This is a genomic window from Amycolatopsis sp. NPDC051716, assembly GCF_040681595.1.
Classification (GTDB): domain Bacteria; phylum Actinomycetota; class Actinomycetes; order Mycobacteriales; family Pseudonocardiaceae; genus Amycolatopsis.
The window spans coordinates 372,963-386,944 of sequence record NZ_JBFAZA010000001.1 but is presented as its reverse complement, the minus strand read 5'-3'; the positions used below and the strand labels follow the sequence as shown (position 1 = coordinate 386,944).

Sequence of the window (13,982 nt, the reverse complement as noted above, 5' to 3'; positions counted from 1 at the left end):
TTGCGAAAGCGACCTAATCAAATCGGCACCGCGCCGCGCACCCTCGACGCGACTTGATGCCCCCATCGTGTGAAAGACACACGGTGTAGCCCGGTTTGACGGTCGGTGATCGTGCCTGGCCGGCTGGTGTGTCGGACGCGGCCGTCGGAAAGCGGCCGAATCGGACGGTGCAGCCGCTACGGTGAGCCGGTGACCCACGCGCGACGCGAAGACCCGTTCCTGCCGGAGCACGAGGACGTCACCGGCCTGGTCCCCCGGGGCCTACGCATAAGTGCCGCACTCGCGTGGCGGTTGATCGTAGTGGCCGCGGCCCTGTACGCCGTGGTCTGGCTGATCGGTTACCTCTCGGTGGTCGTCATCCCGCTGTCCATCGCCCTGCTGGTGTCCGCGCTGCTCGCGCCGGCGGTGCAGAAGCTGGTGGCGGTGAAGTTCCCGCGGGGGCTGGCGACGGCCATCGTGCTGATCGCCGGTCTGGCCGTGCTGGGCGGGCTGCTGACGTTCGTCGTCACGCAGTTCTCCTCCGGCCTGCCGCAGCTGCAGCAGCAGGTGAACGCGAGCCTCGACCAGATCAAGAACTGGCTGCTCAACGGGCCGCCGCACCTGCGCCAGGAGCAGATCCAGGACTTCATCAACCAGGCGATCGGGTTCATCCAGAACAACCAGGCGTCGATCACGACGACCGCGCTGACCACGGCGAGCACCGTCGGCGAGATCCTCACCGGCTTCCTGCTGACGCTGTTCATCACGATCTTCTTCCTCAGCGGCGGGGACGGCATCTGGTCGTTCCTGGTCCGCGCCGTGCCGCAGCGGGTCCGCAACCGAGTCGACGTCGCCGGGCGCCGCGGCTTCGCGTCGCTGGTCAGCTATGTGCGGGCGACGGCCGCGGTCGCCGTGGTCGACGCCGTCGGCATCGGGGTCGGCCTGTGGATCATGCGCGTCCCGCTGGTGATCCCGCTGGCGACGCTGGTGTTCATCGGCGCGTTCATCCCCATCATCGGCGCGGTCATCACCGGCGGCGTCGCCGTGCTGATCGCGCTGGTGACCAACGGGTTCATCGGCGCGGTGATCGTGCTGGCCATCGTGATCGGCGTGATGCAGCTGGAAAGCCACATCCTGCAGCCGCTGCTGCTCGGGCGGGCGGTGAAGCTGCACCCGCTCGCCGTCGTCCTGGCCATCACCGCCGGCCTGGTCGCCGGCGGGATCGCCGGCGCGCTGCTGGCCGTGCCGCTGCTGGCCGTGCTGAACGCCGGGGTGCGCTCGCTGCTGCACGAGACCAACCCGGACCCGGCCGAGGTGAACGTCCTCAAGGACCAGGCCGCGCAGCCGAACGACGCCGAGCCCGGGTCTTCTAAGGCCGAAATCGCGACGGTCGGCGAAGCCGAAGCCGGCTCCTCCACGGCGGAGCCGCCGACGCGCAGCAAAAAGCCGTGACCGTCCGGCGGATGCCCGACCCGGTCACGCCCATGTGGCGGGGCGTGCTCGCCTTCCGCTTCCTCACCTGGGCGTTCGCCTGCGGCACGGTGATCGTCCAAAGCGGTCAGTACCAGCGCGAGTGGCTGGCGTGGACGATCCTCGGCGTGATGGCCGTGTGGTCGGTCGTCAGCAGTTTCTTCTACCTGCGCGAGCGGACGCGGCCGCCGGCGCTGGTGGTCTTCGACCTCGTGCTGTCCACCGGGTTGCTGCTGACCTCGCCGTGGGTGCTGAGCGACGCGCAGTTCGCGCTGAACGTCCCGCTCATCACCACGGTCTGGGCGGCCGTGCCGCCGGTCGCCGCGGGCGCGCGGTTCGGCGCGGCCGGCGGGGTGCTCGCCGGGCTGGTCGTCGGCGTGGCGACCGGGCTGGCGCGGGAGAAGTTCGACCTCGACGTCGCCCGCGACGGCGTCCTGCTCGCCGCCGCCGGCCTGCTCGTCGGCATGGCCTCGACGATGGCCCGCCGGTCGGCGGCGCGGCTGGAGCAGGCGCTGCGGAAGGAAGCGGCGACGGCCGAGCGGGAGCGGCTGGCCCGGTCGATCCACGACAGCGTGCTGCAGGTGCTCGCGCGGGTCCGCAAGCGCGGCAACGAGGTCGGCGGTGAAGCGGCGGAGCTGGCCCGGCTGGCCGGCGAGCAGGAGATCGCCCTGCGGTCGCTGGTGACCACCGAGCCGGCGGCGCCGAACGACAGCGGTCAGCTGAGCCTGCGTGCCGCGTTGCAGGTGCTCGCGACACCGTCGGTGCAGGTTTCGGCCCCGGCGGACGACGTCGAGCTGCCGGCGCACGTCACCGGCGAACTGCTCGCCGTGACCCGCGAAGCGCTGGCGAACGTCGAGAAGCACGCGGGCCCGGACGCGCACGCGTGGGTGCTGCTGGAGGACCTCGGCGACGAGGTCGTGGTGAGCATCCGCGACGACGGACCGGGCATACCGGACGGCGTTCTCGAGCAAGCCGCCGCGGAAGGGCACCTCGGCGTGGTGGAATCCATCCGGGGGCGGGTCCGCGACCTCGGCGGGAGCGCGACCCTCGACACCGGGCCCGGCCGGGGCACGGAGTGGGAGGTCAGGGTGCCGAGCACGAGGGGTGCGAGATGAGCGACGAACCGCGGATTTCGGTGATGGTGGTCGACGACCACCCGATCTGGCGGGACGGGGTGGCCCGCGACCTGACCGAGCACGGCTTCGACGTGCGGGCGACCGCGCCGGACGCCGAGGCGGCGCTGCGGATCGCCCGGACCGTGCAGCCGGACGTCGTCCTCATGGACTTGAACTTGGGCAGCACTTCGGGCGTGGACGCGACACGCGAGATCACCGCGGCGCTGCCGTCGACGAAGGTGTTGGTGCTGTCGGCGAGCGGCGAGCACAAGGACGTCCTGGAGGCGGTGAAGGCCGGCGCGTCCGGCTACCTGGTCAAGTCGGCGTCGGCGGTGGAGCTGGTCGACGCCGTCCACCGCACCGCCGCCGGCGACCCGGTGTTCACCGCGGGCCTGGCCGGCCTGGTGCTCGGCGAGTACCGGCGGATGGCCGACGCGTCGATCGCGGACGCCGCGGGTGCCGAGCCACCCCGGCTGACCGAGCGCGAAACCGACGTCCTGCGCCTGGTCGCCAAGGGGCTGACCGCGCGGCAGATCGCCGAACGGCTCGTGCTGTCGCACCGCACGGTGGAGAACCACGTGCAGTCGACGCTGCGGAAGCTGCAGCTGCACAACCGCGTCGAGCTGGCCCGGTACGCGATCGAGCACGGCCTCGACGAGGAGTAGCTACGGCAAAACGGCGAAGCCGGACCAGGTGCTCGTCGGCAGCGCGGCCTTGCCGAGGCGCCACCGGGGCTCGCCCGGGTGCCAGGCGGCGAGGACGCCGTCGGCCAGCACGAGGTCGCCGGCGTCGGACCAGCCGAACCCGCCGCCGCGCTTGAGGTGCTCGGTGATGAACGGCATGGCCGCGACGTGCTCCCAGTTCGGCGTGTCCGGGTGCAGCAGCCAGAGGTCGCGGGTCTGCGTGCTGGTGCTGCGGTAGGCGGGGTCGGCGAAGTCGACGGCCCAGACGCCGCCGTCCCGGGACGGGACGACGGTGGGCGTCCGCGCGATCACCGGCCGGCTGAGCTGCTGGTGGCGGTTGTTCCGCAGGTCGACGAGGGTGAGCTCGGTCAGGCCGTCGAGGAGCATCCAATCGCCCGCGACGCCGAGGATGCGCGGCGCCTGCTGGACCGTGCGGCCGGTGTCGGGGTCGATCAGGGCGTCCGTCGAGGAGGTGTTGCCGGAGTCGATGGTGATCAGCAGGCCGTGCGGCGTCCCGGCGCGGACCTCGGTGCGGCAGCTGGCGGGCTGGCCTGGGCCGAGCTCGCCGCCGGAGAGCGAGACGCGCTGCAGCCGGCACGCGTCGGGCGCGTCCGGCCGGATGACCCACACGCTCTCGCCGTCGACGGCGGGCGCCACCGACCAGGCGTGGCCGAGCGAGCGCGGCGGACTCGCGGGGCCGGTGTAGACGAAGGCCTCGAGCGGGTCGGTCGTGCCGGCCGGGTAAGCGATCAGGACAGCGGACTTCCCGACCCGCAGGACGCTCATCCCGACGTCGCCCCCGGGATAGCCCGGCGGGGTGGCGACGGATCCGCGGTCGGCGTCGAACAGGGTCGGGCCGGTGGTGGGGAGCAGAGCGGTGATGCCGATACCGCCGGTCGCCGGCCCGCCGACGAGCCCCTCGGGCAGGGTCGGCGGAGCGGTCGGCGTCGTGCTCGTGGCCGGCGGGGGTGGCGGTGCCGGTCCATCGGCGGTGCACCCGGACAGCAGGATCAGCGCCACGCCGAGCGCGGCGGCCGCGCGGACTACGGGTCCGTTCAGGGTTTTCCCCCGATCTCCCTGGAGAAATCCGGTTCTACCATCGTGGACATGGGTGAGGAAGAGACCACGACGGCGGAACCGGTGACCGAGACCAAGCCGTTGAGCGAGCGCGATCTCCGGGTGTCCGACGACGAGCGCGAGCACGTCGTCGGCGTGCTGCAGAAGGCGATCGGCCGCGGCATGCTCGACCTCGACGAGTTCACCGAGCGCACCGACCGCGCGCTGGCGTCGAGGACGCGCGGCGAGCTGAACGCCGTGCTGGCCGACCTGGCCGGCCTCTACCACCCGGCAGCGGCCCTCACCGCCGCGCCGTCGTACGCGCCTCCGGTGGGCTACGGCGGCTACTCGACCGGACAGCGCTTCGAGCTGAACGCGAAGTATTCGTCGCTGCACCGCGGCGGGCCTTGGGTGGTGCCGTCCGAGCTGGTCGTGCGCAACAAGTACGGCTCGACGAAGCTCGACTTCACCGAGGCCCAGGTGCAGTCGCCGGTGGTGCACATCGAGCTGGACGCCAAGTGGGGCTCGGTCGAGATCATCATCCCGGAGCACGCGGCGGTGGACTTGAACGCGATCAGCGACGTCAAGTTCGGCGCGATGGAGGACAAGACGCGCAGCAACGGCCGGATGGGCAACCCCCGGTACGTGCTGAGCGGCCGCGTGCACGGCGGATCGCTGGTCATCCGGCACCCGCGGCGCGGCCTCTTCGGCTAGCCGGGGCCCCTCTGCCCCCGGCGTCAAGAAGGCCTCCCCACCCAGGCATCGGGTGGGGAGGCCTTCGCTCGTCAGGCGGCCAGCGGCCGGATCGACCGCAGGTGCCGGGCGACGAACCAGACCAGCACGGCGAAGGCGACGGCGGCCAGCCCGGCGGCGACGTGCAGCCCGGCGGGGAGGCCGTAGGAGCGGGCGACGGCGTTGCCCAGCGTGCCGACGGTGGCGAGGCCGAAGGAGTAGCCGAACTCGTTGACGGTCTGGGCCAGCGAAGCGGCGGCGCCCGCCTTCCGCACCGGAACCGAGCCGACGACGAGATCGGTGCCCAGCGCGACCATCGGCCCGACACCCAGCGACGTCACGGCGAACCCGAGGGCCGGCCACACCGGTCCGGCCGCGGGCTCGACGAGGGCGAGGATCGCCATGCCGGCCGCGGCGAGCGCAACGCCGCCGGCGATCAGCGCACCGGGCCGCACCCGGCGGGCGAGCACGGGAGCGGCGAGGAAGCTGACGGTCGAGCCGGCCATCCCGGGCAGCAGCCCCAGCGCGGCCCCGACCGGAGACAGGTGCTGCGCCAGCTGGAAGAACTGTGCGACGAACAGCATGGTGGTGCCGCCGAGCATGCTGAACAGCAGCATCCCGCCGAGGGTGGTGCGGAACGCCTTCGCGGCGAACAGGCCGAAGTCGATGAGCGGGTCGGCGAGGGCGCGCTGCCGCTTCACGAAGACGAACCCGATGACCAGGCCGGCACCGAGCGCGAGCACGGCGGTGAGGTGGACACCATCGCGCGCGAGTTCCTTGACGCCGTAGACGACGGGCAGGATCGCGGCGAGGGAGAGCGCGACGCTCGGCAGATCGAGGCGGCCGGCGGTCTCGTCCCGGTACTCCGGCAGCAGCTTCGGGCCGATGACGAGCAGGAGGACCATGGCGGGGACACCGAGCAGGAACACCGAGCCCCACCAGAAGTGTTCGAGCATGAAGCCGCCGACCATCGGCCCGACGATCGCGCCGACGGTGAAGCAGCCGGCCCAGATCCCGATGGCTTCGGCCCGCTGCCGCGGGTTTTCGAACATGGTGCCGATGAGCGAGAGGGTCGAGGGACCGAGCGTGGCCCCGGCGATCCCGAGCGCCGCCCGAGCGGCGATGAGCATCCCGGCACTGGTGGAGAAGGCGGCGAGAACGGAGGCACCCCCGAAGGCGGCGGCCCCGATGAGCAGCAGCCTCCGGCGGCCGATCCGATCGCCGAGGGTCCCCATGGTGACCATGAACCCGGCGACCATGAAGCCGTAGGTGTCCATGATCCAGAGCTGTGCGGTGCCATCGGCGTGCAGGCTGACGGCGAGTTTCGGCAGGGCGAGCACAAGGACGAAGACGTCGAGCGAGACGAGCAGGGTGGGCAGCGCCAGCACGGCCAGCCCAACCCACTCCCGACGCCCAGCCCGGACGGCTCGCGCCGAGTCGCCGGCGACCGCCGGCCCGGTTTCGGCCGGGGCGGCTTCGGCCGGTGCGGCTTCGGCCGGGCCGGAGATGGTGGCGGTCATGGTGAGGTCCTCTCGACTCGGGTGCTTCGCTTCTCACCCCTGCGTCGAGCGGCCACGGGCGGGATCGACAACGGCCCGGAATCTTTTCGGATCGAACGCACCGAAGGCCGTCCCGGAGATCGCGGGACGGCCTTCGTGAAAGTCGAGGCGGGTTGTCCACACCCCTCGATAATTGTGGACAACCACGCTGCTCCAGGTTCGCACAGGTCGGCACTGTCGGTGATGACCGATAGACTGAAAGTGGGGGGCGCCCCCGCGGCGGAGGCATGATTCGCGCTGGAGCGAAACGACCGAGCCGGGTGTGATGACAAGCCCGCCCGAGTTCGGGGGTCGGGCGAGTCGGCTCCGGTCGGGGAACGGCTCGGGCCCGGCACGCCAGGCCTTGGCGAGCCGGGGCTGGGCTCGCCACGGGGATCGGGCCATGGCGAACAGAGCCGCCGGGCAAGCAGACCTGAACCCCGCCGGGCCGAGTCGCAGCGAGCCCGGCCCAGGGCGAGCCCGGCCAAAGGAGCAGCCCCGAGCAAGCCGCAGCGATCCGAGCCGGCCCTGTCGAACCAATCAGCGCCGGCCGAGGCGAGCCAAGGCCCGAACCCAGGCCATCAGTCGTAGTTCCTCAGGGGCGCGCCGCCGCTCGGGCTGATGTCGGGTCCGATGTGGCCAGGGTTGCTTCCGCCAGGGCTTCGCACTCCGCGAGGGTCGTCGCCGCCAGGCTGGCTCCCACCGCGCGGACTGCCGGGGCGTTCATCGACAGGCTGGTCAGGCCCAAGCCCGCCAGGACCAGGGCGAGTCGCGGGTCGGCCGCCGCTTCGCCGCAGACGCCGGCCGGTTTGCCCGTGGCCTTGGCCGCGTCGCCGATCAGCTTCAGCAGGCGCAAGAGGGCCGGCTGCCACGGGTCGTTGAGCTTGGCCACCGCGCCCAGCTGGCGGTCCGCCGCGAACGTGTACTGGGCCAGGTCGTTCGTGCCCACCGAGACGAAGTCGACCGCCTCCAGGATCTCGCGGGCGCTCAGTGCCGCCGCCGGGATCTCGATCATCACGCCCGCCCGGTCGATGCCCGCGGCCCTTACCCGTGATGCGAACCAGGCCGCTTCCTCGACCGTGGCCACCATCGGCGCCATCACCGAGACCTCGGCGCCGGAATCCTCGGCCGCGCCCGCGATGGCCTCGAGCTGGCGGTCCAGTACCTCGGGACGGTCGAACGCCACGCGCAGGCCGCGGACGCCGAGCGCCGGGTTCGGCTCGGCTTCCGGGGACAGGAACGCCAGGGGCTTGTCGGCGCCCGCGTCGAGGGTCCGCACGATCACCGGCTTGCCGCGGAAGGGCGAAAGCACCGCCGTGTACGCCGCGCGCTGATCGGCGACCGAGGGCTCGTCCGAGGCGTCCAGGTAGCAGAACTCCGTGCGGAACAGGCCGACCCCTTCGGCACCCGCGTCGGCCGCGGCCTGGGCGTCGGCCGGGGAGCCGACGTTGCCGTAGACCTTTACGCGGTGACCGTCGGCGGTGGCGCCCGTGCCGTTCCACTCGGCGAGCTGGGCCACCGTTGCCGCGACGACCGGGGCCGACGAGTCGGCGACCTCGACCGTGCCCGTGTCGCCGTCGACCGCAAGCGCTTGCGCGTCCAGTGCGAGCAGCCCGCGCACCGCGACCACGGCCGGGATGCCCAGCGCCCGGGCGAGGATCGCGGTGTGACTGGTGGGGCCGCCCTCTTCGGTGACCAGGGCGAGCACCTTCGCCGGGTCGAGGCCGGCGGTGTCGGCCGGTGCGAGGTCGCGGGCGACCAAGACACTCGGCGACGCCAGCTCGGGCACCCCCGGCGGCGCGATGCCGAGCAGCTCGGCGATCAGCCGGTCGCGCACGTCGCGCACGTCCCGGACGCGCTCCGCCATGTACCCGCCGGCCGCGGCCAGCGCTTCGGCGAAGCCTTCGGCGGCCTGGTAGACGGCGCGCGCGGCGGGCAGGCCCTGCGTCTTGACCAGCGTTTCGGCCTGGGCCGTGAGCGCCGGGTCGGCCGCCATCGCCGCGGTGGTGATGAGGATCGTCGCGGCCTCGCCGGTGGCGGTCTCGGCCTGTTTCTCCAGCCGGCCGGCGACGGTCGCGGCCGCGGGCGCGATCCGGGCGGCCTCGGCGGCCGGGTCGGCCGGGACGGGGGTCGCGGCGGGCTCGCCGAGCGGCTCCGCGACGCGGACGACGGGACCACTCGCGCGGCCGGGGCTGACGGCGACCCCGCTCAGGGACCCCTCCGACGCACTCCTCCCCGCGGAGGCGGCATCGGACTCAGCGGAGGCGGCATCAAACTCAGGCATGGTCTAGACCATAACTCAGGTACGCCTGGATATCTCGTGGTGGCGGGCACAAACCGCGGTGCCGTACCTGGTCGAGCACCGGCCGGACCTCCTCGCGCCACCAGGAGTCGGCCAATTCGTCGCGGCTGTGGACGGGCCGTCCGGCCAGCATACGGCGGAAACCCCAGGCCTCGGCCGAGTCGGCGAGCCGGAACCAGTCGGCCGGGTCGTCGAGCCACAGCCCGAGGCGGACGTCGTCCGGCAGCGGCACGCGCTCGAGGAACATGCGCTCGGCGGTCTTCGACGGCAGGTCGGCGAGCGTCAGGCAGCGCAGCGCGCACGCGACCGTGCTGATCCAGCGGACCCGCGCGCGGATGGTCCGGACGCCGCGCGCCCGGGCGATGCCGACGCGGTGGTGGCCGTCCTCGACGAAGAACATGTCGGAAAGCCGCACGAGCCGCACCGGCGGCAGGTCCGCCGACGTCCGCGTCAGGTGCTCCCAGCGGTCGCGCAGCGCGCGGTTGCGGGGGCGGAACTCGCGGTCGAAGTCGCCGGCGCGGGCGACCGTGCCGACGACCCCCTCCAGCGGTACGTCGTAGACGCCTTCGTCGAGCTCGGTCTGCTTGCCGAGCGCCTTGAGGGTTTCGTCGAGCGGCATGATCGCGAGCCGGTCGGGACGGCGTGCGTCCGCGATCGCCCGCAGCTGAGCGGCGTAGCCGCGCCACCAGGCCGAGTCGAATGAGTCGCCCATGTGACCTGCAACACGACGACGCGGGTGATCATTCCCCCAGGTCGGCGGCGGTGGGGTAGGAGGGCTGCGCGCCGTGCCGCGTCACGCTGAACGCCGCGACGCGCACGGCTCGCTTCGCCGCGGCGACCAGGTCGGCACCGTCGGCGAGCGACGCGGCGAGCGCACCGGCGAAGGCGTCCCCGGCTCCCGTGGTGTCCACGGCCTCGACCTCCGGCGACTCCACCCGGCTCACCGACCCGGCTTCGACGACGACCGCACCGGCCGCGCCGAGCGTGACGACGGCCGCCCGCGGCCCGAGGTCGAGCAGCTTCCGGAAGTCCGCGCCGGGTCCGGCGAGCCAAGCGGCCTCGTGCTCGTTGACCAGCAGAACGTCGAGCCTGGCCAGGGTCTCCGGGGAGAGCTTTGCCGCCGGTGACAGGTTCAGCAGTACCCGCACCCCCTTTTCGGCGGCCCGCGCGACGGCGTGCTCGACGGCCGGCAGCGGCACCTCCAGCGAGAGGACCACGACCTCCACCCCGTCGAAGACGGCGTCGACGTCGGCGGGCTCCAGGCTGGAGTTGGCGCCGGGGGAGACGAGGATCGAGTTCTCGCCGTCCGGGGTGACGGTGATGTAGGCGATGCCGGTCGGCCGGTCGCTGGTGCGCACTAGCCCCGTGTCGACGCCGGCGGCGCGGAGCGAATCGAGCAGCAGCCTGCCGTAGGGATCGTCGCCGACGGCGCCGAGCAGCGCGACGTCCGCGCCGAGCCGGCCCGCCGCGACCGCCGTGTTGGCGCCCTTTCCACCCGGCGAGAGCACGGTGTCGCCGCCCAGCACCGTCTCCCCACCGCCCGGCCGCCGATCCACCGCGACGACGAGGTCGGCATTGGCGGATCCCACAACGAGGACGTCGGAGTTCATACCCGCACTGTGCCAGAAACCGGCCCGGACCAGGTCAGCACCGGCAAGCAAGGAGAAAGTGAAGGTTTTTGTAACTTATCCGGGGCTGAGTGCGACAATCATGCGAGCAGCGGAAGGCCGTCACTCGATCGGGGGATGTCCGTCCCCCGGCCGTCACTTGGTGGCTCCGGTCCCGCTCTCCTGGTGCGTCATCGCGGAGACGTGATGACGTTGCCCCAACCGGCGCGAGCCGGGCAGGGCATCGGGTCGCCGGCGCCGATCACGTAGCCCCCCGAGTGATCGGCGTCGGCGGCGCCCCCGTCACCCCTGGCCGAGCGCCAGAGGCACGCCCGCCGGCAAGACGCCGCGGATGTGCGTTTCGAATTGCTTGACCGCCGTCGCGCTCAAGGTGCGTGGCAGCCGGTACCAGCCGTCGCCCAGCCGCAGGGACTCGAGGTCCGGACGGTCGAGCGGGAAGTCGACGGCGGCGGGCCGGAACTCGAGGAGCCCGGACGGCAGCCTCAGCTCCGCGATCTCCGCCCACGAGATCGTGAACTTCCGGTAGTACGTCGTCCACCGGAGGCCGGCGGCCGAAAGCTCCAGCAGGACCCGCGACTTCCGGGAACGGCTCTGTTGTTCGAGGACCGCCCACCAGGACACGCCGGCGAAGACGGCGATGAACACGACGAGGCACGCGGTGCGGATCCCGTTCCGCGGGCCGAACTCGATCACCGCGCCGAGCCCCACCTCGATCATGAGGGCGAAGAACCGCACCCAGCGGAGCAGCACCCGGTTCCAGCCGTTGACGTGGATCGTGACGGAACCGGACGGCTCGACCGGCGGCGGCACCCACTCCGGCGCCGCAGCCGGGACCGGTGGTGGTGGTGGGGCGGGAACCTGCACGTCGGCGACCTGTTCGGCCGTGACGGCGACGTGCTTCGCCAGTTGCTCCCGCACGCGCGGGACTTCTGTTTCGTACAGCTCCAGCCCGGCCACCAGGAAGCCGTCACCGATGCGGACGAGGCTCCGGCTGCGGCTTTCGAAGCGGTCGTCGGCGGGGCGGAGCACGACCTGGTGACGGGCGGCCTTCTGCTTGCCCTTGACGACCGAAACCGCCCGGAGCTCGTCCCACCGCAACGCCCACGCGACTCCGCCGATCACCCGTGAAATCCCGGCGGGCTCGATGATGAGCTCGTTCCGGACCGGCTTCATGAGCGAGCGCACGACCAGGTTCAGCCCCAGCAGCCCGATGAGCCCCCCGAAGACCCACCCCATCACCCGAGGACTCTGCTGCGTCGAGGCCAACGCCATCCAGAAGAATCCGCCGGCCACACACAGGAACAAGCCGGCCTGGACCCAGTGCGGCCCGTCGGTCCGCGAAACGACGAAACGATCGCCCTGCGGCCCGGTCACTCGATCGACCCCGAAATCCGCTGGGTGCCCGGCTGTTCGAAGACCGGCGGCCGGTCGGTGGTCTCTTTCTCTGAGGCCTCGTCGTCCCCGCCCACCCAGTCGTCGAACCCTTCGGCCTTCTTCTTCCGGGACTCCTTGCGCCATTCCTTCTTGGCGTCTTCCCAGGTCTCCTTGCCGAAGTTCTCCCCGAACTTCTCCCCGAACTTCTCGCCGAACTCCTTCCGGACGTCGCCGCGGAACTCCTTACCGGCGTTCTCGAGGTTCTCGCCGAGCGTCTTGTCCGACGAGACGACGTCCTTCCACTTTTGCCGTTCAGGGCGTTCGTCGCGAACCTTCTCGAGGAACGTCCGGGTGTCGCGCGGTTCGTTCTTGATCAGGCCGCCGACCTTCTTCAGCGGGCCGGGCAGGTTCTCCGCGCCGCGTTTCAGGGCGCCCTTGACCCGCCGGAAGATGTCACCGATGCGGTGGAACAGCTCCTGCGCCTTTTTGAAGGCCTTCAGCAGCTTCTTGATCCACTCCATGCACTTGCTGCCGGTCTCGACCGCTTCCGCGGTGCCCTCGGTGGCCATGCCCACCGGAAGGGCCGGACCCAGGTACCGGCAGGCGATGCTGATGAGCTTGCCGACGCAGTCGGAGATCAGGTCACGCACGATCGAGCGCACCACGGCCAAGATGGTTTTGCAGATGTCGACCAGCTTGGAGATCGCGTCGGCCCCGGCCGCCACCCCCGCGTACGTCGCCGCACGATCTTCGGCGAAGGCGCGGTAAGCGTCCGCCGAGGCGCCTTCCCAGGCGGCGCTGTCCTTCTTGACAGTGTCCTGGAGGTCCGTGCTGATCTTCTCCAGTTCCTTACCGACGTTCTCCCAGGTCCCGACCATGTTCTCCAGGGCTGTCTGGTCGCCGGTGAGCCAGTCGAGCGGCTCGCGCAGCCACGGGAAGAACTCCATGGCCCAGCCGACGGCGGCCGAAGCGAGGGTTCCGATGGGATCCGCGACGAGTTCCGCGAGGCCGCCGGCGCCGAACGCCGCGTTCATCAGGCCTTCGGTCCAGTTGCCGTCGGCGACGGCGGCCCCCGCGTCCAGGAAGTCCTGGACGATTCCGGCACCTTCCCAGACCTTGCGGTCGTCTGCCGCGTCCGTCTTGATCAACGGGTTTTCGGCCACCGCTCAGTCCTCCACCTTGAACAGGTCCTTGAACTCCGTCTCATCGGCTTCCTTCAGCTGCTGCCACAGCTGGATGCGGGTCGAATGGTCGTAGGACGACGTCGATGCCGATTCGATCGCGATCTCCGCCGCTTGCTGGGCAAGAGCGCAGATCGCCGCGAGCGGGATGCCGAGCAGACCGAACGCTTCGGGGTGCTCGGTCGCGCGGGCGGCTTCCTTGCACTTGTCGATCCGGTCGGTGATCGCCTCGATGTGGTCGCGGTGTTCCCGCAGCTCTTGCGGGTCGACCGCGAAGCCCGGGCCGCCTGGTCCGGCCATGGTTCCCCTCCCTCGCCCGCGCTTCAGCGCAGGTAGTCGCCGTCGCTGAAGTAGTCGTCGTCGCGGCCGTCTTCGGACGGCGGGCGCGGCGCGCGCGGCGGTTCCGGCGGTTTCGGTGCCGCGGGCGGCGGCCGCTCCTCTTCCGGCACGAACCGGTCACCCTCGCCGCGCGGCGCAGCCGGCGGCGGCGCGAACCCGTCCGGTTCGGGCGCCGGGAACGCCCGCTCGAGCCGGCTGACCAGCTGGTTCATCACTTCGGGCCCGACCGGATCGGTGACCCCGGCCCGCATCGCCCCGGCGAGCTTGCTCTGGGCGGACTTGACGGTGCGGAGGATCTCCTCGGCGAGGTCCGGTTTGTCCCGCACGCTCAGGCCGATCTCCAGGCCGACGAGGTTGCCGGCGTGGTCGACCTTCACCCCGATCTGGCCGTCTTTGCTGCGCTCGGAAACCGAGACCGCTTCGATCTCGCCGACCATCCGATCGGCTTTCCGCTGCGACTCCGCCATCCGGGCTTCGAAGCCCGCGATCAGCTGCTCAGGATTCGACACGCGAACCTCCCCTGTTCACGTCAGTAACCGTACGGCGACCGAGTGTGGCACACCGCCCCGACAGTTTCGGGGGAGT

General features: G+C 71.6%; 13 protein-coding genes. 4 read left to right on the top strand and 9 right to left on the bottom strand.

The features are described from left to right. Positions 1 to 189 precede the first annotated feature (189 nt). Genes AB0M30_RS01860 through AB0M30_RS01850 form a run of 3 tightly spaced genes read left to right on the top strand, consistent with a single transcriptional unit; the run spans position 190 to position 3,229 of the window. The gene (locus AB0M30_RS01860; protein WP_364578615.1) at positions 190 to 1,431 is read left to right on the top strand and encodes an AI-2E family transporter; all 1,242 of its coding nucleotides are present in this window, start codon (positions 190 to 192) and stop codon (positions 1,429 to 1,431) included. 11 nt (positions 1,432 to 1,442) lie between these two features. Beyond that, positions 1,443 to 2,564 carry a DUF5931 domain-containing protein gene (locus AB0M30_RS01855; RefSeq protein WP_364578613.1) on the top strand — a complete coding sequence of 374 codons (1,122 nt, stop codon included), beginning with the start codon at positions 1,443 to 1,445 and terminating at the stop codon, positions 2,562 to 2,564. Then, positions 2,561 to 3,229 carry a response regulator transcription factor gene (locus AB0M30_RS01850; protein ID WP_364578610.1) on the top strand — a complete coding sequence of 223 codons (669 nt, stop codon included), beginning with the start codon at positions 2,561 to 2,563 and terminating at the stop codon, positions 3,227 to 3,229. Before AB0M30_RS01855 ends, AB0M30_RS01850 begins: the two co-directional genes overlap by 4 nt. Here the strand turns inward: AB0M30_RS01850 and AB0M30_RS01845 are convergent, their stop codons facing one another. Next, positions 3,230 to 4,267 carry a hypothetical protein gene (locus AB0M30_RS01845; RefSeq protein WP_364578607.1) on the bottom strand — a complete coding sequence of 346 codons (1,038 nt, stop codon included), beginning with the start codon at positions 4,265 to 4,267 and terminating at the stop codon, positions 3,230 to 3,232. Positions 4,268 to 4,354: 87 nt separating this feature from the next. Between AB0M30_RS01845 and AB0M30_RS01840 the strand changes: the two genes are divergently transcribed. After that, positions 4,355 to 5,017: a DUF1707 domain-containing protein gene (locus AB0M30_RS01840; RefSeq protein ID WP_364578606.1), complete on the top strand. Its 663-nt coding sequence runs from the start codon at positions 4,355 to 4,357 to the stop codon at positions 5,015 to 5,017. 71 nt (positions 5,018 to 5,088) lie between these two features. Here the strand turns inward: AB0M30_RS01840 and AB0M30_RS01835 are convergent, their stop codons facing one another. From AB0M30_RS01835 to AB0M30_RS01800, 8 genes are all read right to left on the bottom strand, one after another. Further along, a complete protein-coding gene (locus AB0M30_RS01835) occupies positions 5,089 to 6,555 on the bottom strand; it encodes an MFS transporter (RefSeq protein ID WP_364578603.1) in 1,467 nt (488 codons plus the stop codon). Between the two features lie 613 nt (positions 6,556 to 7,168). Then, positions 7,169 to 8,857, bottom strand: a complete 1,689-nt coding sequence (gene ptsP / locus AB0M30_RS01830; protein WP_364578601.1) for a phosphoenolpyruvate--protein phosphotransferase — start codon at positions 8,855 to 8,857, stop codon at positions 7,169 to 7,171. Beyond that, positions 8,850 to 9,587, bottom strand: a complete 738-nt coding sequence (locus AB0M30_RS01825; protein WP_360165463.1) for a hypothetical protein — start codon at positions 9,585 to 9,587, stop codon at positions 8,850 to 8,852. Before AB0M30_RS01825 ends, ptsP begins: the two co-directional genes overlap by 8 nt. 28 nt (positions 9,588 to 9,615) lie before the next feature. After that, the gene (locus AB0M30_RS01820; protein WP_364578598.1) at positions 9,616 to 10,485 is read right to left on the bottom strand and encodes a ribokinase; all 870 of its coding nucleotides are present in this window, start codon (positions 10,483 to 10,485) and stop codon (positions 9,616 to 9,618) included. A gap of 300 nt (positions 10,486 to 10,785) precedes the next feature. Next, positions 10,786 to 11,877: a hypothetical protein gene (locus tag AB0M30_RS01815; RefSeq protein WP_364578595.1), complete on the bottom strand. Its 1,092-nt coding sequence runs from the start codon at positions 11,875 to 11,877 to the stop codon at positions 10,786 to 10,788. Next, a complete protein-coding gene (locus AB0M30_RS01810; RefSeq protein ID WP_364578593.1) occupies positions 11,874 to 13,040 on the bottom strand; it encodes a hypothetical protein in 1,167 nt (388 codons plus the stop codon). Before AB0M30_RS01810 ends, AB0M30_RS01815 begins: the two co-directional genes overlap by 4 nt. A 3-nt stretch (positions 13,041 to 13,043) precedes the next feature. Then, positions 13,044 to 13,358 carry a hypothetical protein gene (locus tag AB0M30_RS01805; RefSeq protein WP_103340271.1) on the bottom strand — a complete coding sequence of 105 codons (315 nt, stop codon included), beginning with the start codon at positions 13,356 to 13,358 and terminating at the stop codon, positions 13,044 to 13,046. A gap of 23 nt (positions 13,359 to 13,381) precedes the next feature. After that, the gene (locus AB0M30_RS01800; protein ID WP_364578591.1) at positions 13,382 to 13,906 is read right to left on the bottom strand and encodes a YbaB/EbfC family nucleoid-associated protein; all 525 of its coding nucleotides are present in this window, start codon (positions 13,904 to 13,906) and stop codon (positions 13,382 to 13,384) included. Between the last annotated feature and the right edge of the window lie 76 nt (positions 13,907 to 13,982).